The following is an 18093-nucleotide window of genomic DNA, read 5'->3' as shown; positions in this document are numbered from 1 at the left end:
CCTCACAGGATCAGCACCGCCCGGAAGTCGTTGACATTCGTCAGCGTCGGACCCGTCACGATCAGCCGGTCCAGGGCGGTGAAGGCGCCGTAGCCGTCGTTGTTCTCAAGATGGGCCACCAGGTCGATCCCCGCAGCCTCGGCCCGGGCCAAGTCGCCCGGCACGAACAGAGCCCCGGCATTGTCCTCGGTGCCGTCGATCCCGTCGGTGTCGCAGGCGAGCGCCGCGATCCGGTCGGCCAGTTCCGGCATCCGACGTTTCACGGTCACCGCGAAGGCGCAGAGAAACTCGGCGTTGCGGCCGCCGCGTCCGTTCCCGCGCACGGTCACCGTGGTCTCGCCGCCGGAGAGCAGCACGCAGGGAGCCGCCCCCGGCTGGCCGTGGCGCGCGACCTGGGCGGCGATGCCGGCCAGGACCGTCGCCACGTCGCGGGACTCGCCCTCAATGGCATCGCCCAGGATCACCGGCGTCACCCCGGCCGCGCGGGCGATTTCGGCCGCCGCCTCCAGCGAGGCCTGCGGGCGGGCGGCCATCACCGTCTCCGCCTTGCCCAGAACGGCGTCGCCCGGCTTCGGCGTCTCAAGCGATGGATCGTCGAGCGCCCTGGCGACGCTGTCCGGCGGGGTGATGCCGTATTTCTTCAGCACCGCCTTGGCATCGGCGAGCGTGCTGGTATCCGCCACCGTCGGGCCGGAGGCGATGACGTCCGGATCGTCGCCCGGCACGTCGGAGATCAGGAACGCATGCAGCGACGCCGGGGCCGCCGCCGCGGCGAGCCGCCCGCCCTTGATCGCCGACAGATGTTTGCGCACGGCATTCATCTCGTGGATCGTCGCCCCGCTCTTCAGCAGGTCGCGGTTCACCGCCTGCTTGTCCTCCAGGCTCACGCCCTCGGCCGGCAGGGTCAGCAGGGCCGAGCCGCCGCCGGAGATCAGCGCGATCACCCGGTCTTCAGCGCCCAGGCCCGAAACCAGCTCCAGGATCCGCTTTGCAGCATCGCGGCCGGCGGCGTCGGGCACCGGGTGCGACGCCTCCACCACCTCGATCCGCGTCGTTGGGCAGCCATGGCCGTAGCGGGTGACCACCAGCCCTTCCAGCGGGCAGTCCGGCGCCTCGGCGGCGAACAGGCTCTCCACCGCCGCCGCCATGGACGCGGCGGCCTTTCCGGCGCCGATCACCACGGTGCGGCCGGTGTGTTTCGTCCGGGCCAGCGGCAGCAGGTGCGGCGGCAGGCACTGGGCCGGGTCGGCGGCGGCGATCGCCGCATCCATCATCCGGCGCAGCAGGTCGTTCGGATCGAGTGTCATCACTGGCCGCCGGACGCCCTCCAGGCCTCGTACTCGGCCTTGGTCTCCGCATTCGGCGGATAGAGGTCGATGGTCGGACGCCCCTCCTCTACCCGGGCCTGGACCCAGCGCTCGAACCGGTCCTGCTCGACGGAATCCTCGGCCACCTCGGCGGCGAGCTTGGCCGGGATCACCACCGCCCCGTCGCCGTCGCAGACGATCACGTCGCCCGGGAACACCGTCACCTCGCCGCAGGCCACCGGGATCTCGACGTCACCGCCGGAGAGTTGGGTGATGCTGGCCGGCGGGGCGGCCCCCAGGCACCAGACGTCGAAGCCGGTCGCCGACACCCCGGCACCGTCGCGCACCGCACCGTCGACCACCATGCCGGCGACGCCGCGCTTGGCGAGGCGGGCGGTCAGGATGTCGCCGATGGTGCCAGTGGTGGCGATGCCGCGGGCCTCCACGACCAGGATCGCGCCCGGCGGACAGGCCTCGATCGCCACCCGCGGGCCGTAGCCCGGCGCGCCGAGCACCGCCGGGTCGGACAGATCCTCGCGCAGCGGCAGGAAGCGCAGGGTATAGGCCGGGCCGACCACACAGCCCTGGTCCGGGCGCAGCGGCTTCACGCCGTTGATCGAGACATGGCGCAGGCCGCGCTTGAGAAGCTGCATGGAGACGGTGGCCGTGCCCACGGCACGCAGCTTGTCCAGCGTGTCTTGCGACGGGGCGGGGGTGGAGGTCATCGGAGGATCCGCACTGAAGAGAAGGGCCGACAGTCTGCCGCGCTCTCCCGGCCGCCGCAATCGGTCAGCCGGCCTCTTTCCCGCCGTTCGCGATCAGGTCGCGCAGCCGCTCCGCCGGATAGGCAGCCTCGATCTCCGAAGCCCTAGCCGTGGCGGTCGCCTCCATCTCGTCGTCGGAGACCTCCACCGGCTCGGAGCGGGTCCATTCCTCCAGATAGGCATCCGCACCCTCAGCCCCGCCGCGCATGGCGGCGGCGTCGATGGCTGCGATGAAGCGCTGGGGCAGCTCGACCTTCGCACTCTCACGCCGGCGGCCGCGGCCCTTCTCGACGATGACCTGGGCCGGGATGTCGCGCCAGGAGACGATGACCAGATGGGCCATGGGGCGCCTACTCCGCGGCGAGGGTGGGAGCAGCCGCGGCGGCGACGAAATCGCCGATCTCGCCATAGCCCACATGCCGGTACTCGAAGGCCAGACCCAGCCGCTCGGCCGCCTTCGCCGCCTTGTCGCGCAACCGGCTGTCGGCGGTCTGGGCGAGATAGACCAGCGTGGTGTAATGCCCGAAATAATCCGGCAGGAGCTGCGGATAGCGGTCCAGGCCGAGGCCCTTGATGATCAGCCGGTCGAAATGCCGGACCAGATAGTCGGTCAGGTAGAACTGCCCCGGGTCACGGTCGGCCATCTCGGTGAAGGCGGCGGTGCCGGCGAACATCTGGTAGCAGTGCGGGCCGGGGATGCGCTCCACCCCTTCGGCCTCCAGCATCCGATCCAGTTCGCCGCCGGTGCCGCAATCGCCGTAGAGCACGTGGATCCGGTCGTACTTGCCCCCGGCCGCCCGGATCTTGCGCAGCACCGCCGGGGCGATCTTCTGCGGCGTGTTGTGCCAGTGGGCCGGCAGGCAGGTGATGGTCAGCTCCGCCCAGCCGGTCATCCGCTTCAGGTCGACCAGCTCGCGGGCCAGTGCCCCGCAGGCGATGAACAGGGCCTGGGGCCGGGCCGGCCGCTGATCCTCGGGCCACAGCGGTGCTGCCTGATCCGGTGTCACGCCCTCCATGGCCTCGTCACCTCCCTGCGCGTCGTGCGTTACTGGCCGGCGGCCTCCGAGTTCGAGCGCCGGCGCTCGGCGATGAGCTGCTTGGCGGTCTCCACCGCGACGGCCGCGTCCCGGCAATAGGCGTCCGCCCCGACATTCTCGGCGAAGGCCTCGTTCAGCGGCGCGCCCCCGACCAGCACGATGTAGTCGTCGCGCATCCCCTTCTCCTTCAGGGTGTCGATGACGACCTTCATGTAGGGCATGGTCGTGGTCAGCAGGGCCGACATGCCGAGGATGTCCGGCTGATGCTCCTCGATGGCGGCGAGGTAGTTCTCCACTGGGTTGTTGATCCCGATATCGATCACCTCGAAGCCCGCACCCTCCATCATCATGGAGACCAGGTTCTTGCCGATGTCGTGGATGTCGCCCTTCACGGTGCCGATCACCATCTTGCCGACGCGCGGCGCGCCGGTCTCGATCAGCAGCGGGCGCAGGATCGACATGCCGGCCTTCATGGCGTTTGCGGCCATCAGCACTTCCGGCACGAACAGGATGCCGTCGCGGAAGTCGATACCGACGATCCGCATGCCCTCCACCAGCGCCTTGGTGAGCACGTCGTAGGGGGTCCAGCCGCGCTCCAGCAGGATGTTGACGCCCTCTTCAATCTCGTCCTTGAGGCCGTCATAGAGATCGTCATGAATCTGCTGGACGAGGTCGTCGTCGTCGAGCTCGGAGAGAACGATATCCTCGCCATCATCGTCGGCCATGGCCGTCTGCCTCCAACACGTTCGCTGCGCAGGCCGATTCCCTCGGCTCCTGACCCTGCAAAAGACATGGAATGGCGGGGTCGCGCTGCCATCCCCGCGACCGGTCGTGTCGGATGGGCGACAGGCGCCGGGATCAGCCGATCGAAACCGGCAGCCGCTTGCGCCCCCACACACCGGGCGGGCCGTCGAACACGCCGGGCAGCCTTGTGCCGCAGGAGGTGCAGCCGCCGGCCGCGTCCAGCTTCCAGGCACCGAGCTCGTACCAGTCCCGCTCGATCACCCGCTCGCCGCAGGTGTGGCAGTAGGTCGACTGCCGGCTCACGTCATGGACATTGCCGGTATAGGCGTGCCGCACCCCGTTCCTGCGGGCGATGCGTCGGGCCATGGCCAGGGTCTCGAACGGCGTGCGCTGCTTGTCCAGCATGCGATAGTCGGGATGGAAGGCGGAGAAATGCATCGGCACGTCGGGGCCGAGACGCTCGACCACCCACTGGGTCATCGCCTCCAGCTCCGCCTCGCCGTCGTTCTCCCCGGGGATGAGGAGGTTGGTGATCTCCACCCAGACATCGGTCTCGTGCACCAGATACTCCAGCGTCTCCAGAACGACGGCCAACTCGCTCTTGGTGACGTCGCGGTAGAACCGCTCGGTGAAGGCCTTCAGGTCGACATTGGCCGCATCCACATGCCGGAAGAAATCGTCGCGCGCCTGCTCGGTGATGTAGCCGGCGGTGACGGCGACGTTCTTGATTCCGCGTTCGTGGCAGGCCTGGGCCACGTCGTCGGCATATTCGTGGAAGATCACCGGGTCGTTATAGGTGAAGGCGACCGACCGGCAGCCGAGCCTTGCGGCGGTCGCGGCCAGGGCCTCCGGCTGCGCCTCGGCCTGCATGGCGTCCATCTCCCGGCTCTTGGAGATGTCGTGGTTCTGACAGAAGTTGCAGGCGAGATTGCAGCCCGCCGTGCCGAAGGACAGCACCGGCGTGCCGGGCAGGAAGTGGTTGAGCGGCTTCTTCTCGATCGGATCGATGCAGAACCCGCTGGACCTTCCGTAGGTGGTCAGCACGATGGCATCGCCCTGCCGCGCCCGCACGAAGCACAGGCCGCGCGCGCCCTCCTTCAGCTTGCAGTAACGCGGGCACATCTCGCACTGGACCCGCCCGTCCTCCAGCATCCGCCAGTGCCGCGTGGGGACGATCGGCCCCTTGCCGGACAGCGCCGGCGGCCGGGTTTCGGACAGGGTCGGGGTGGCGTCGGTCACGACGGCGACTCCTCAAAGCTCAGGTCCCCATCCTACCAATCCGATGGCCTTGCTTCATCCGCCGATCTGGAGACCCATGGCCCGCTGTGCTAGGAATTAACCATGAGAGAAATGGCAGATACCGCGACGGTCCGAGCCCCCGAAGTGGCGGGCATGTTCTATCCGGACGGGCATAACGCGCTCGCCGATACGGTGGAGCGCTGCCTGGCCGCCGCCCGGCCCGATGGCGGGGTGAAGCCGAAGGTGCTGGTCGCCCCCCATGCCGGCTACCCCTTCTCCGGAGAGATCGCCGGGACCGCCTATGCCGGGCTGCGCGGCCGGGGCGAGGAGATCACCCGGATCGTCCTGCTCGGCCCCGCCCACCGGGTCGCGTTCCAGGGCATCGCCACCACCAGTGCCGATGCCTGGGCCACCCCGCTCGGCACCATATCGGTGGACTGGCAGGCGCTGCGGTCCGTCCTGCACCTGCCCGGCGTCATCGTGCGCGACGCCGCCTTCGCCAAGGAGCACAGCCTAGAGGTGCATGTCCCGTTCATCCAGCGGGTGTTCGAGCGGGCCGCCATCGTGCCGCTGCTGGTGGGCGACGCCTCGGCCGCCCTCGTCTCCCAGGTTGTGGAGGCGCTGTGGGGCGGGCCGGAGACGCTGGTCGTCGTCTCCTCCGATCTGTCCCACTTCCACGACTACGCCACTGCCCGAAAGCTGGACGCGGCGACGGCGGCCAATATCGAGCTGCTGCGACCCGACCGGATCGACGGCCAGGGTGCGTGCGGTCACCGGGCGCTGGCCGGCGTGCTGGACCAGGCGCGGCGGCGCGACCTGCGGGCGACGGCGCTGGACGTGCGCAATTCCGGCGACACGGCCAGCGGCAAGGACCGGGTGGTCGGCTACGGCGCCTTCGGGCTCGAATATGCCGAGTCCGCCCGGATCGGCGAGGCCGACCGCCGCCAGCTCGTGGAAGCGGCCCGCTTCGGAGTGACCTTCGGCCTGAAGCATGGCCGCGAGCCCGGTGTCGGCGTCGGCCCCGGCCTGTCCCCCGCCCTGTCGGCCCAGCGCGCCGCCTTCGTCACCCTGATGCTCGACGGCAATCTGCGCGGTTGCATCGGCTCGGTCATCGCCCACCGGCCGCTGATCACCGACGTCGCCGTCAACGCCTACAAGGCGGCCTTCGCCGATCCGCGCTTTCCCCGGCTCACCCAGGAGGAGGCGGAGCGGATGGAGGTTTCGGTGTCGGTGCTATCCACCCCGCGCCCGATGAGCTTCGCCGACGAGGCCGATCTGGTGCGCCAGACCCGACCGGATGTCGACGGGCTGATCCTGAGCGACCGGGTCAACGGCCGGGACCATCGCGGCCTGTTCCTGCCCAGCGTCTGGTCCTCCATCCCCAAGGCGGAGGACTTCGTGCGCCGGCTGAAGAACAAGGCCGGCCTCGACATGCAGCACTGGTCCGACAGCCTGTCGATCCAGCGCTACACCACTGAGAGCTTCGGCGGCTCCTTCCGGGAGGTCACCGCCTGAACCAAGGCAGACGCAGCGTGTCCGCACCCCCGAAAGCGCCGAGCCGCGAGATCGAGATGCCCGCGCCCTATGGCTTCGCGCCGGCCCCCGGCCTGCGCTGGGAGCCGGGGATCGACTTCGCCGCCATGAACATCCGCGCGCTGATCTCGCTGTGGCACGCCCGCTGCCCGTCACGTCACGGCCTGCCCAGCTACAGCCAGTTCGACGCCCTGGAACTGAGGCCCTGGGCCGACCACCTGATCGTCCTCGACCTGGACATCACCCTGTTCGGCAAGCGGTGCTTTCGCTATCGCTCGGTCGGGCCGGCGGCATCGGCGGTGGAGGGCGGGAATTTCAGCGGCCTGTATCTCGGCGACGCCCTTTCCCCCGCCCAGGCCGACCCGCGCATCGTGTTCTACGAGCGCGCCATGCGGGCCAGGGCCCCGGTGGAGCTGCATCGTCCGGTGGAGGTCGTGGGCCAGGATGGGGCCGGGAGCCCCGGCGCCCAGCGCGATGCCCGATGGGACTCGGTCGCCCTACCCCTGTCCGAGGACCACCACCACGCCGACCACCTGATGGTGCTGACCTATGTGGAGGCGCTGGGACAGCGCTGACGCCCCGTCCCAGCCTTGGTCGGATCGGAGCTCAGGCCGGAACGGCCGCGTTGAGCGGACCGAAGACATGGGCGGCGGCCATCGGGCCTTGCGGCGTCACCATCACGCCGCAGGGGATCGCCCAGGAGCCGGGGAAAGCGCTGGTGCTGGCCTGCTCCACCGGCAGCACGCTCTCCAGGGCCGTGACAGCCTCCGGGCCAATCCGGTCGTCGGCCACGATCTTGTCCATCAGGCTGATATCGATGCGCGGCTGCTGGAAGGCCGCTTCCAGGTCCATCCCGAAATCGTTGATGAACGAGGTGAGCTGGAAGATCGCCGGCATGATCTTGCGCCCACCGGACGCGCCCAGGCCGAAGGCGGCCTTGCCGTCCCGGGTGGCGAGCATCGGGCACATGTTGGACAGCGCCTTCTGGCCCGGTGCCAGGGAGTTGGCGCGGCCCGGGCGCGGGTCGAACCAGTTGATGCCGTTGTTCATCAGCACGCCGGTCTTCGGCAGCACCACCCGGGAGCCGAAGCGCGACAGCAGGGTGGTGGTCATCACCACCATGTTGCCCTCGGCGTCGAGCACCGAAAGGTGCGTCGTGCAGCTCCGGTCGCCGACATCGCCGGCATGGCCCATGGTGGACAGGCGGACCTTGTAGGACTCGATCAGCGCCTCGGCATGGGCCTTGTAGGCGGCGGCGTCGATCTTGCCGCTGAACTCCGGCAGGCGCGACAGGGCGCCGGCGAAGGTCGGGCCGGCGGTGTAGCCCGGCGCCAGGTTGTACTCGGTGCCGCCGCGGGTGCGCGTGATCGGCTCCAGGATCTTGGCCTCGTAGCCGGCCATGTCCTCGGCCGTGATCCGCGAGCCGCCGGCCTGCAGGTCGGCGACCAGCGCCTTGGCGATCTCGCCGGTGTAGAAGTCCTGCGGCCCGGCGTCTCGCAGACGCTTCAGGGTGTCGGCGAAATTGCCCATGGGCATGCCGCGGTTGGTATGGTCGGAGATCACCGGCGCCTCGCCGTCCGGCAGCCAGACCGCGGCGGAGGCATCGTATTTCCGCAGCCAGGAGATTTCCGATGCCACGTTCAGGGTGGTCCACCAGGTCAGCCGGTGGCCCCGCTCGGCCAGGGTGATCGCCGGCGAAATGGCGTCCGCCCAGGACCAGGAGCCGAACTCCGACAGCAGCGTGGCGTAACCGGCGCAGGAGCCCGGCAGGGCGATGGAGTGATAGCCCTGCAGGTTGCGGTCCTCCACCACCGCCGGCCAGCCGAACATGTCCGGCGTGCCCTCGGTGTCGCTGATCAGCCCGTAATCGGCGGGATCGAGCTTGGCGCCGGACTGCATGCCGAAATCAATGCAGCGGGTGGTGCCGGACTTGGCGTCATGGACGATGGCATAGCCGCCGCCGCCCAGACCGCTCATCCACGGTTCGGCCACGGTGAGCGCCAGGGCGGTCGCCACCGCCGCGTCGGCCGCGTTGCCGCCGGCCGCCAGCACGGCGGCGCCGACCTCGGAAGCCTGGACGTTCTGGGACGCCACCACGCCCTTGGTCCCGCGCACGGGCGGCTTGGACTGTGTCCAGGTCTCAATGGGAGAGGTTTCGGGAAGCGAGATCGCGGGCATGCCGCCCTCCTGATTGTGTGCGGGGTCCACCGTCGCATCCATCGTCACAGGGGCGCTTGACCGTCGAAGCGGCGCTGAGCACATGGTAAGACGGCGGGCGGGACCGAAAGGAGCGGATACGGTATGGCGGTCGGGAATCTGTTGTCCAGCCTTCGCCTTGCAGGGGCCCTGTGCCCGCTGCTCATCGGCCTCCTGGTGTCCGGACAGGCGGCTGCCCAGGCGCAGGCGCCGGCTCCGGCAGGGGGCGGCGCTGCCGCCGCCGCGAATGCCGACTGCAAGAAGCTGCCCGGCGGCAACGCGCCGGTCCAGCGCATGGCTAGGCTTGAGGGCGGCATGTCGGTGCGCAACCTGGAGCTGACCTATTTCGGCAAGCCGCTCTATGCGCTGACGGACTCGGACATCGCCTATCTGCGCACCCTGTGGCCCGAGTGCGGCACCTATGAGGACGCCCTGGCCGAGCAGATCGCCGCCAAGCTGCGCACGCTGATCAGCGACGCCAAGGGCGCGCGGCAGGATTCCCTGGACTGGATCTCCTCGGTGCAGAAGGACATCGCCACCCTGAAGCCGGGCGAGGAGTCGATCCGCAAGATCCACGACCTGTGGCAGGAGATGCTGAACCGGGAATACGAGATGCTGCCCGGCGACCTGCAGTACCTGGCGAAGAAGCTCTCCGACAAGCGCGAGGAACTCTACACCAGCCAGCAGCAGCGCCAACGGACGCTGGTCAACCCCTTCGACCCGGGCGCACCGGAGACGCGGAGCATTCGGGAGTAGCGCGGCGGCGCATTCCCCTCTCCTCATCCCCTCCACTTCCCGGCCTTGTGCCGGGACCCACCCTTCGGATGCCCGGCCGTCCGAACGGTGTTCCCAACGGGAAGGCCGCTCCCCCACCGTGGGCCCCGGCACAGGGCCGGGGAGTGAACGATGGTATGGTTGAGGAGCGCTGAACCCTACGCCGCCCGCCGGTCCATCCAGTCCCGGAACTTGTACCAGGCGCCCACCGTCGGCAGGAACCAGGGCACGCCGGTGTAGAACGGCCGCGTCTCGAAGGGCAGGCCGTCGAAGGCGCTCGGCCGGTTGGTCTTGCCGAGGATCTTCAGCGCCACCCGGTGGCCGAGATGGCTCATCATCACCACGCCGCTGCCGTTGCAGCCCATGGCGTAATGCACCCCGTTCTCCACCCCCATATGCGGCACCCGGTCGAAGGTGAAGGCGACGTTGCCGTTCCAGGCATGGGTGATCTTCACCCCCGCGAGCTGCGGGAAGATGCCCAGCATGTACTGGTACAGCACCGGTGCGGTTTCCAGGGCGGTGCGCGCCTGGAAGCTCGCCCGGCCGCCGAAGATCACCCGCGTGCCGTCCGGCGACGGCCGGAAGTAGTAGAGCACCCGCTTGGTGTCGGCGATCATCCGCCCATCCGGGAACAGCTCGCTCACCCGTTCCTTGCTCAGCGGCTCGGTGGCGATGATGTAGCTGGCGATCGGGATCACCCGGCGACGGTGCCAGGGGGTCGCCTTGCCGGTATAGCCGTTGGTGCCGAGCACCACCTCCTTGGCCCGCACCGGACCGCGCGAGGTCCGCACGGTCAGGTCGCCGGCCGTGCCGTCGATGCCTTCCACCCGTGTATGGGCCGACAGATGCACCCCGGCCGCGCGGCAGGCCTGGCGCAGGCCCTTGTGGTACAGGGAGGGATGCACCCCGCCGGCCCGGTCGACGGTCATGCCGCCGTGATAGTATCGGGTGTTCACATGGTCGACCTGCCGCTCCCGGGAGACCAGGGCGGCGCCGGCATCGGCGCATTTGTTCAGGTCGTCGGCCTTGGCCGCCATCGCCTTGAAAGCCGCCTGGGTATGGGCGCCGACGAACCGGCCGGTGCGGGCGTAGAAGCAGTCGATGTTCTCGCGCCGGATGACCTCCTCCACGTGATCGTAGCTGTCGCGCGCCTCCGACAGCATGTCGTCGACCCGCTGCCGGCCGAACTGCTTCTCAATGTCGCCGCCCTTGCCGACATTCACGCCGCCGGACATCATCCCGCCGCTGCGGGTGCTGGCCCCTTCGCCGAAGCGTTCGGCTTCCAGGATCACCACCTTTACGCCGTTGCGGGCCAGCTCCAGCGCGGCCGACATGCCGGTATAGCCGCTGCCGACGATGGCCACGTCGACCTGCTCCGGCGGCGGCGCGTCGCCCTCGTCATCCGGCGGGGCCGCGTCCCACCAGTAGGGGTCGGTCTTGAACCCGTCGGCAAAGATATCGGTCGGCGTCATCGCCATCTCCAAGGACTGTTTTGCGAAACTGTAAGCCGTCCCCGGATCGGCGAGAAGTTGACACTTTCACAGCGCATTGCCATAACGCGCCACCGTCTGTTGCGAACGTTTCGCAAGTATCCCGATGGCTCTCGGGGTTAAGGACAGTTCCGCGCGCCACGGGAACCGCATGCCCTTTCGCGACCGTTTCTTCCTCGCCCCTGCCGTGATCTGCGCGCTGGTGGCCACGCCGATCCTGGCGGTCGCCCTGAACGGCCTTGCCCAGACCGATCTGATCACCCACCTGGCGAACACGGTGCTGCCGACCTATGTCGCCAACACCGCCCTTCTGGCCCTGGGGGTGACCCTGGGTACCGGGATCATCGGCGTCGGCACGGCCTGGCTGGTGACCATGTGCCGGTTCCCCGGCCGGCGGGTGCTGGAATGGGCGCTGGTGCTGCCCCTGGCCGCCCCGGCCTATGTGCTGGCCTATACCTATACGAACTTCCTGGAGCATGCCGGACCGGTGCAGGAGCTGCTGCGCCACGTCTTCGATCTCGGCCCGCGGGAGTACTGGTTCCCGGAGGTGCGCTCGCTCGGCGGCGCCATCGTCATGCTGACGGCGACCCTGTTCCCTTACGTCTACCTGCTGGCCCGCGCCGCCTTCATCGAGCAGTCGGTCTGCGTGCTGGAGGTCAGCCGCACCCTCGGCCATACGCCGGCCCGCGCCTTCCTGCGGGTGGCCCTGCCGCTGGCCCGGCCGGCAATCGCCGCCGGCGTCGCCCTGGCGCTGATGGAGACCCTGGCCGATTACGGCACGGTCTCCTATTTCGGGGTGCAGACCTTCACCACCGGCATCTACCGGGCGATCTTCTCCTTCGGCGACCGGGTGGCCGCCGCCCAGCTCGCCACCGGGCTGCTGGCCTTCGTCATCCTGGTGATCGCCCTGGAGCAGGTGTCGCGCGGCCGCCGGCGGTTCGACCACACCACCAACACCCACCGTGCCCTGCCGCGCTTCAAGCTCACCGGGGCCAAGGCGGTGGGGGCGATCCTGGCCTGCGCGCTGCCTGTCTTCATCGGCTTCGTGCTGCCGACGATTCTGCTGGTGCACATGACGGCGATCGGCGGCCACAAGCTGTTCGGCGCGCGCTACCTGACCCTGACGATGAACAGCGTCACCCTGGCTGGGATCACGGCGATCCTGGCGGTGCTCATCTCGCTGCTGCTCGCCTATGCCAACCGGCTGTCGAAGAACCGCACCACCCACGTGCTGACCCGGCTGGCCGCCCTCGGCTACGCGGTGCCGGGCTCGGTGATTGCCATCGGCATCCTGATCCCCTTCTCCGTCGTCGACCGCAGCGTGGACGACGCCGCGCGCGGCCTGTTCGGCGTCTCCACGGGCCTGCTGGTGACCGGGACGATCGTGGCGTTGATCTACGCCTATCTGGTCCGCTTCCTGGCGGTGTCCCTGCAGACGGCGGAGGCGGGGCTGACCAAGATCACCCCCAGCATGGACCAGGCCGCCCGGGTGCTGGGCCACCCGCCGCGCGCGACCCTGAAGCGGGTGCACCTGCCGATGCTGCGCAGCAGCCTGCTGACCGCCGGGCTGATCGTCTTCGTGGACGTCATGAAGGAACTGCCGGCGACGATGATCCTGCGGCCGTTCAATTTCGACACGCTGGCGGTGACGGCCCACAACCTGGCCGCCGACGAGCGCCTGACCCAGGCCTCGACGCCGGCGCTGACCATCGTGGCGGTGGGGCTGCTTCCGGTGATCCTGCTCAGCCGCCAGATTGCCAGGTCGCGGGCGGGGCATCGGGGGTAGCGGGCCGGCCCTGCGACACGGCCCTCCCACCCGTCATCCCGGACGAGCCCGGACCCGATCCGGGCTCGGGCCGGGACCATGTCCCCACCTACGAGACCGGGTCCCGGTCGCCCCCCGGATCAAGTCCGGGGTCCACCGGGATGACGAGTGTGGCGATATTGGGAAGGAGACGGACGCCCGATCAGGCGTCCATCTTCAGGGCGGCGATGAAGGCGGATTGCGGGATTTCGACCTGGCCGAACTGCCGCATCTTCTTCTTGCCTTCCTTCTGCTTCTCCAGAAGCTTCTTCTTTCGCGTGATGTCGCCGCCGTAGCACTTGGCCGTCACGTCCTTGCGGAGCGCGCTGACGGTCTCGCGGGCGATGACCTTGCCGCCGATCGCCGCCTGGATGGCGATCTTGAAGAGCTGCCGGGGGATCAGTTCCTTCAGCCGCGCGCACATGGCCCGGCCGCGGGGGTCCGCCTGGGAGCGGTGCACGATCATCGACAGGGCGTCCACCGGCTCGGCGTTCACCATGATCGACAGCTTCACCAGATCGCTGCGGGCGTAGCTGTCCATCTGGTAGTCGAAGCTGGCATAGCCGCGGCTGATCGATTTCAGGCGGTCGTAGAAGTCGAACACCACCTCGTTCAGCGGCAGGCGGTAGACCACCATCGCCCGGTTGCCGGCATAGGTCAGTTCGATCTGCTCACCACGCCGCTCGGTGCACAGCGCCAGGATCGCGCCGAGATAGTCGTCCGGCACGAAGATCGTCGCCTTGATCCACGGCTCCTCGATGTAGTCGATCTTCATCACGTCCGGCATGTCGGCCGGGTTGTGAAGCTCGATCATCGTGCGGTCGGTCTTGTGGATCTTGTAGATCACGCTCGGCGCGGTGGTGATCAGGTCGAGATCGAACTCGCGCTCCAGCCGCTCCTGGATGATCTCCAGGTGCAGCAGGCCGAGGAAGCCGCAGCGGAAGCCGAAGCCGAGCGCCGCCGAGGTCTCCGCCTCGAACTGGAAGCTGGCGTCGTTCAGCCGGAGCTTCTCAAGGCTGTCGCGCAGGTCCTCGAAATCGGCTGCGTCCACCGGATACATGCCGCAGAACACCACCGGCACGCTGGGCTTGAAGCCCGGCAGCGCCTTGTCAGTCGGCCGCTTCTCCTCGGTGATCGTGTCGCCGACATTGGTGTCGGCCACGGTCTTGATCGAGGCGTTGATGAAGCCGACCTCGCCCGGGCCCAGCTCGTCGACGGCGAGACCCTTCGGCGTCAGCACGCCGACCCGCTCGACCATGTGCAGCGCACCGGTCTGCATCATCTTGACCTTCTGGCCCTTCTTCAGCGCGCCGTCATGCACGCGCATCAGACAGGTGACGCCGAGATAGCTGTCGTACCAGCTGTCGACCAGCATCGCCTTCAGCGGCGCCTCACGGTCGCCCTTGGGCGGCGGCAGGCGCTCGATGATCGCTTCCAGCAGCTCGTCCACGCCGAGTCCGGTCTTGGCCGAAATCATGATCGCGTTGGACGCGTCGAGGCCGATCACGTCCTCGATCTGCTCCTTCACCCGCTCCGGCTCGGCGGCCGGCAGGTCGACCTTGTTCAGGACCGGGATGATCTCGTGATTGACCTCGATCGCCTGGTAGACGTTCGCGAGCGTCTGCGCCTCCACGCCCTGGGCCGCGTCGACCACCAGAATGGAACCCTCGCAGGCCGCCAGCGACCGGCTGACCTCGTAGGCGAAGTCGACGTGACCCGGCGTGTCGATCAGGTTCAGCGTGTAGCGCTTGCCGTCCTTGGCGTCATAGATCAGCCGGACCGTCTGCGCCTTGATGGTGATGCCCCGTTCCCGCTCGATGTCCATCGAGTCGAGAACCTGCTGCTTCATCTCACGCTCGGTGAGGCCGCCGCACATCTGGATAAGCCGATCGGCCAGGGTCGATTTGCCGTGGTCGATATGGGCGATGATCGCAAAGTTGCGGATATGGGAGAGATCGCTCGTCATGGCGCGGGGTTATGCCCGAAATCGAGGGGGTTGGGTAGTGTCGTCGCCACAGGAAAAATACCGCGCGCCGGCGGCCCGGCAAGACCCACCGCCAAGGCGGGACCGGGACGGCCGCGACTTCCCCCTCTTCACCCGGCCGGGTTGCAGGCATAGCATGGCGAAAAAAGAGGAAACGCCGCCATGACTCTCCCCTCATCCGCCGGGCATCGGCTGTCGGATGCCGAGGTCGCGCAGTATCACGATCAGGGCTACGTCGTCCCGAACTGGCGCCTGCCGCAGGCCACGCTGGAGCGGATGCGCGCCGATTTCGAGGCGCTGAAAGCCGCGAATCCCGGTGTCGGTTCCGACAACATGATCTGCCCGCATATCCCGGCGGGCGGCGTCCAGGGCCTGAAGGGCTCGGGCGTGTGGCTCGACTACGCCCGCATCCCCGAGGTCCTCGACATGGTCGAGCAGCTCATCGGCCCCGATATCGCCCTGTGGGGCACAACCGTCTTCGGCAAGCCGCCGGGTACCGGCAAGCGGGTGCCGTGGCACCAGGACGGCGAGTACTGGCCGATCCGGCCGCTGGCGACCTGCTCCGCCTGGATCGCCCTGGACGACGCCACCTCGGAGAATGGCTGCCTGCGGGTCATTCCCGGCTCGCACAAGCAGCAGCGCCTGCGCGCCCATGCCCAGGACGACAGCGACGAGCTGGCCCTGAACCAGGTGCTGTCGCCCGACGAGTACGACGAGGCGGAGGCGGTCGACTTCGTGCTGCAGGCCGGCCAGGTCTCGCTGCACGACGTCTATCTGGTGCACGGCTCCGAGCCGAACCGGTCGGACCGGCGCCGCGCCGGCTATGTCTGCCGCTACATGCCCACGACCTCGCATTTCGACCGCGAGATCGGGCGCGAACTGCAAGCCAAGGGCAATCTGGTTGATTTCACCACCCGGCCGCTCTGGCTGCTGCGCGGCAAGGACGCCCGCGGACAGAACGACTTCCGGGTCGGACACGCTTGAGGAGGAAACGATGAACGAAATGAGCAAACCCGCGTCCCACGCGGATACCGTCCAGCAGCTTCGCGTCGATCTCGCCTGCGCCCTGCGCTGGGCCGCCCGCATGGGCCTGAACGAGGGCGTCGACAACCACTTCTCCGCCGCCGTCCCGGAACCGGATGGCAGCATCAAGGGCGACAAGTTCCTGATCAACCCGTTCGGCTGGCACTGGTCGGAGATCACCGCCTCCTCGCTGGTGCTGTGCGACGTGGACGGTACGGTGCTGGAAGGGAACGAGACGGTGGAGGCGACCGCCTTCTGCATCCACTCGCGCATCCATATCAACCACCCGAACGCGGCGGTGGTGCTGCACACCCATCAACCCTACGCGACGGCGCTGACCCTGCTGGAGGGCGGCCGGCTGGAGATGGTCGAGCAGAACGCGCTGATGTTCGACGACCGCATCGCCTACGACGACGACTACGAGGGGCTGGCCCTGGCGACCGAGGAGGGAGACCGAATGGCGGCCCAGATGGACGGCAAGCCGATCCTGATGCTGGCGTCCCACGGGGTGATGGTGAGCGGTCCGACCGTGGCCGACGCGTTCAACGATCTCTACTACCTGGAGCGGGCCTGCATGTTCCAGGTCCACGCAAAGTCGACCGGCGGAACCCTGCGGCGGATCGGCGACAATGTTCGCGCCCGGGTGCAGGGCCAGATGGAGACCGAGCGCAAGGCGGTGGCCGACCGGCATTTCACCGCGCTGCGCCGGATGCTCGACAGAGAAGAGCCGGGCTACAGGGCGTAGCACCGGCTCAGTATCGCGGCGATGGGGGAGATCGCCGCGTCCATTCGGCAGTCCGGTCAGTTCATCGCGGCGATCTTGCCGACGAAGGCGGAGGACTGGGACGACAGCGACTTGATGTCGGCCAGCAGACCGTCCGCGGCGCTGGTGACCGAGGCGGCGGCGTCCGACGTGCGGTCGGCCGTGCCCTGGACGTCCTCGGCGAGCCTGGTGACCTCCTGAGTGCCCTGGGTCGCCTGGGCGACGTTCTGGGTGATCTCCCCCGTCGCCGCGTTCTGCTGCTCGACCGCTCCGGCGATGGCCTGGGCCATCTCCTCCATGCGGCTGATCGTCTCCGAGATCGAGGCGACGATCTCGCAGCTCTGGCTGGAGGCCTGCTGGATGCGATCGACCAGGGAGGTGATCTCCACCGTGGCGTCGCCGGTCTGCTTGGCCAGGCTCTTCACCTCGCCGGCGACCACGGCGAAGCCCTTTCCGGCGTCACCGGCCCGCGCGGCCTCGATGGTCGCGTTCAGCGCCAGCAGATTGGTCTGGTCGGCGATGTCGCGGATCAGGCTGAGAACGTTGGAGATCTCCGTCGTCACAGTGGCGAGGTCGCCGACGGTGTCGGTGGCGTTGGAGGCGAGCTGGGAGGCGCCCCGCATCTCGCTCACCGCGCCGTTCGCCTGGTGGGAGATCTCGGCGATGGTCGCGCTCATCTCCTCCATCGCGCTGGAGATGGTCTGAACGTTGACGCTCATGTCGGACGCCCGCGAGACCGCCATGGACGAGGCGTTGCGGGTGGCATCGGCCTCGCCGGTCAGGCTGGCCGCGGTCTTGCCCATGGTCTCGGCGGCGGTCGACAGGGAGCGGGTGAGGTTGCCGATCGACTCGTCGAACTGCGAGGACAGGTCGGTCAGCCGCTTGCGGTGATCGCGCTCCTTGGCATCCAGATACACGCCGATGACCAGGTTGATGTCGAGCAGGATGACCTTGTCCAGCGCCGCCACCAGCTTCTCCGCCCGCTCGGCCGCGGCCTTCATAGAGAAGCCGGTGAGGGAATGGCGGATCGCGAGCTTGTGCAACTCGGCGGTGATCCGGGTATAGCCGTCGATGTACCAGGATGTCTCGAGGCCGAGTTTGTTGTGCACTTCGCCGATCCGCTGAACGGAGTCAAAGTAAGCCGGATCGTCGCCTGCCGTGAACATGCGCTTCCAGTGTGACGCCTGAGCCTTCGCAGCGTGCTTCTGGCGTTCCGATGTATTGAACATGGCCGCCAGATGGGGAATGCCCGAGAGCTTCTGATAGAATCGTTCTAGGATTCCATCCAAATGCTTCTCAACGATCGGGAAGAACTCTGAAAGCAGCGTACGCTCGCTTTTCGTGAGTTCAATGAAGTCGACGTGCCCGCGAAGATCTTTGCTCATGTGTTTCCCCGTGATCCAAAACATATGGATGCGCGTAAAGGAATCTGAAC

16 protein-coding genes are annotated in these 18093 nt (G+C 68.3%); 6 read left to right on the top strand and 10 right to left on the bottom strand.

Annotation, left to right across the window (positions count from 1 at the left end):
• Window positions 1–2: 2 nt before the first annotated feature.
• The 6 genes from ACOQOP_RS22520 to amrS all read right to left on the bottom strand — a co-directional run bounded on the left by ACOQOP_RS22520 (window position 3) and on the right by amrS (window position 5091).
• Window positions 3–1307 carry a glycerate kinase type-2 family protein gene (locus ACOQOP_RS22520; protein ID WP_420564062.1) on the bottom strand — a complete coding sequence of 435 codons (1305 nt, stop codon included), beginning with the start codon at window positions 1305–1307 and terminating at the stop codon, window positions 3–5.
• Window positions 1307–2032 carry a ribonuclease activity regulator RraA gene (locus ACOQOP_RS22515; RefSeq protein WP_420564061.1) on the bottom strand — a complete coding sequence of 242 codons (726 nt, stop codon included), beginning with the start codon at window positions 2030–2032 and terminating at the stop codon, window positions 1307–1309. Before ACOQOP_RS22515 ends, ACOQOP_RS22520 begins: the two co-directional genes overlap by 1 nt.
• Before the next feature lie 64 nt (window positions 2033–2096).
• A complete protein-coding gene (locus ACOQOP_RS22510; protein WP_420564060.1) occupies window positions 2097–2414 on the bottom strand; it encodes a virulence factor in 318 nt (105 codons plus the stop codon).
• 7 nt (window positions 2415–2421) lie between these two features.
• Window positions 2422–3087: a DUF1638 domain-containing protein gene (locus ACOQOP_RS22505; RefSeq protein ID WP_420564059.1), complete on the bottom strand. Its 666-nt coding sequence runs from the start codon at window positions 3085–3087 to the stop codon at window positions 2422–2424.
• Window positions 3088–3116: 29 nt separating this feature from the next.
• Window positions 3117–3833, bottom strand: a complete 717-nt coding sequence (locus tag ACOQOP_RS22500) for a corrinoid protein (RefSeq protein WP_420564058.1) — start codon at window positions 3831–3833, stop codon at window positions 3117–3119.
• A 133-nt stretch (window positions 3834–3966) separates the two neighbouring features.
• Entirely contained in the window at window positions 3967–5091 is a 1125-nt protein-coding gene (amrS, locus tag ACOQOP_RS22495) for an AmmeMemoRadiSam system radical SAM enzyme (protein ID WP_420564057.1), read from the bottom strand.
• 102 nt (window positions 5092–5193) lie between these two features.
• On the opposite strand from amrS, the gene amrB reads away from it, so the two are divergent.
• Window positions 5194–6606 (top strand): AmmeMemoRadiSam system protein B, encoded by a 1413-nt coding sequence (gene amrB, locus ACOQOP_RS22490; RefSeq protein WP_420564056.1) that lies wholly within the window; start codon window positions 5194–5196, stop codon window positions 6604–6606.
• Window positions 6607–6623: 17 nt separating this feature from the next.
• Window positions 6624–7199, top strand: coding sequence for a hypothetical protein (locus tag ACOQOP_RS22485; RefSeq protein WP_420564055.1), 576 nt, complete (start codon window positions 6624–6626; stop codon window positions 7197–7199).
• A 31-nt stretch (window positions 7200–7230) separates the two neighbouring features.
• Here ACOQOP_RS22485 and ACOQOP_RS22480 read toward each other — a convergent pair whose 3' ends face one another.
• The gene (locus ACOQOP_RS22480) at window positions 7231–8802 is read right to left on the bottom strand and encodes a gamma-glutamyltransferase (RefSeq protein ID WP_420564054.1); all 1572 of its coding nucleotides are present in this window, start codon (window positions 8800–8802) and stop codon (window positions 7231–7233) included.
• 123 nt (window positions 8803–8925) lie between these two features.
• Here ACOQOP_RS22480 and ACOQOP_RS22475 point away from each other — a divergent pair, with 123 nt between their 5' ends.
• A complete protein-coding gene (locus ACOQOP_RS22475) occupies window positions 8926–9576 on the top strand; it encodes a hypothetical protein (RefSeq protein ID WP_420564053.1) in 651 nt (216 codons plus the stop codon).
• Window positions 9577–9752: 176 nt separating this feature from the next.
• On the opposite strand, the gene ACOQOP_RS22470 is transcribed toward ACOQOP_RS22475, so the two are convergent.
• Window positions 9753–11066, bottom strand: a complete 1314-nt coding sequence (locus tag ACOQOP_RS22470; RefSeq protein WP_420564052.1) for an FAD-dependent oxidoreductase — start codon at window positions 11064–11066, stop codon at window positions 9753–9755.
• 169 nt (window positions 11067–11235) lie between these two features.
• On the opposite strand from ACOQOP_RS22470, the gene ACOQOP_RS22465 reads away from it, so the two are divergent.
• Window positions 11236–12870 (top strand): ABC transporter permease, encoded by a 1635-nt coding sequence (locus ACOQOP_RS22465; RefSeq protein WP_420564051.1) that lies wholly within the window; start codon window positions 11236–11238, stop codon window positions 12868–12870.
• A 181-nt stretch (window positions 12871–13051) separates the two neighbouring features.
• On the opposite strand, the gene lepA is transcribed toward ACOQOP_RS22465, so the two are convergent.
• On the bottom strand, window positions 13052–14854 hold the full coding sequence (gene lepA / locus ACOQOP_RS22460; protein ID WP_420564050.1) for a translation elongation factor 4: 1803 nt from the start codon (window positions 14852–14854) through the stop codon (window positions 13052–13054).
• Window positions 14855–15034: 180 nt separating this feature from the next.
• Between lepA and ACOQOP_RS22455 the strand changes: the two genes are divergently transcribed.
• Both ACOQOP_RS22455 and ACOQOP_RS22450 read left to right on the top strand, forming a co-directional pair.
• Entirely contained in the window at window positions 15035–15856 is an 822-nt protein-coding gene (locus ACOQOP_RS22455; protein WP_420564049.1) for a phytanoyl-CoA dioxygenase family protein, read from the top strand.
• 19 nt (window positions 15857–15875) lie between these two features.
• A complete protein-coding gene (locus tag ACOQOP_RS22450) occupies window positions 15876–16640 on the top strand; it encodes an aldolase (RefSeq protein WP_420564048.1) in 765 nt (254 codons plus the stop codon).
• Between the two features lie 56 nt (window positions 16641–16696).
• Here ACOQOP_RS22450 and ACOQOP_RS22445 read toward each other — a convergent pair whose 3' ends face one another.
• The gene (locus tag ACOQOP_RS22445; RefSeq protein WP_420564047.1) at window positions 16697–18043 is read right to left on the bottom strand and encodes a protoglobin domain-containing protein; all 1347 of its coding nucleotides are present in this window, start codon (window positions 18041–18043) and stop codon (window positions 16697–16699) included.
• Between the last annotated feature and the right edge of the window lie 50 nt (window positions 18044–18093).

Source organism: Thalassobaculum sp., from assembly GCF_965223715.1.
Lineage (GTDB): Bacteria > Pseudomonadota > Alphaproteobacteria > Thalassobaculales > Thalassobaculaceae > Thalassobaculum.
Note: the sequence above shows the minus strand (reverse complement) of the source record. Positions and strands in the feature narration are given on the sequence as shown.

Coding starts and splice junctions, on each gene's coding strand:
- ACOQOP_RS22515 (WP_420564061.1), bottom strand. CDS start 2,032: ATGACCTCCACCCCCGCCCCGTCGCAAGACACGCTGGACAAGCTGCGT.
- ACOQOP_RS22520 (WP_420564062.1), bottom strand. CDS start 1,307: ATGACACTCGATCCGAACGACCTGCTGCGCCGGATGATGGATGCGGCG.
- ACOQOP_RS22505 (WP_420564059.1), bottom strand. CDS start 3,087: ATGGAGGGCGTGACACCGGATCAGGCAGCACCGCTGTGGCCCGAGGAT.
- lepA (WP_420564050.1), bottom strand. CDS start 14,854: ATGACGAGCGATCTCTCCCATATCCGCAACTTTGCGATCATCGCCCAT.
- ACOQOP_RS22465 (WP_420564051.1), top strand. CDS start 11,236: ATGCCCTTTCGCGACCGTTTCTTCCTCGCCCCTGCCGTGATCTGCGCG.
- amrB (WP_420564056.1), top strand. CDS start 5,194: ATGAGAGAAATGGCAGATACCGCGACGGTCCGAGCCCCCGAAGTGGCG.
- ACOQOP_RS22470 (WP_420564052.1), bottom strand. CDS start 11,066: ATGACGCCGACCGATATCTTTGCCGACGGGTTCAAGACCGACCCCTAC.
- ACOQOP_RS22445 (WP_420564047.1), bottom strand. CDS start 18,043: ATGAGCAAAGATCTTCGCGGGCACGTCGACTTCATTGAACTCACGAAA.
- ACOQOP_RS22455 (WP_420564049.1), top strand. CDS start 15,035: ATGACTCTCCCCTCATCCGCCGGGCATCGGCTGTCGGATGCCGAGGTC.
- ACOQOP_RS22510 (WP_420564060.1), bottom strand. CDS start 2,414: ATGGCCCATCTGGTCATCGTCTCCTGGCGCGACATCCCGGCCCAGGTC.
- ACOQOP_RS22475 (WP_420564053.1), top strand. CDS start 8,926: ATGGCGGTCGGGAATCTGTTGTCCAGCCTTCGCCTTGCAGGGGCCCTG.
- ACOQOP_RS22480 (WP_420564054.1), bottom strand. CDS start 8,802: ATGCCCGCGATCTCGCTTCCCGAAACCTCTCCCATTGAGACCTGGACA.
- ACOQOP_RS22500 (WP_420564058.1), bottom strand. CDS start 3,833: ATGGCCGACGATGATGGCGAGGATATCGTTCTCTCCGAGCTCGACGAC.
- ACOQOP_RS22450 (WP_420564048.1), top strand. CDS start 15,876: ATGAGCAAACCCGCGTCCCACGCGGATACCGTCCAGCAGCTTCGCGTC.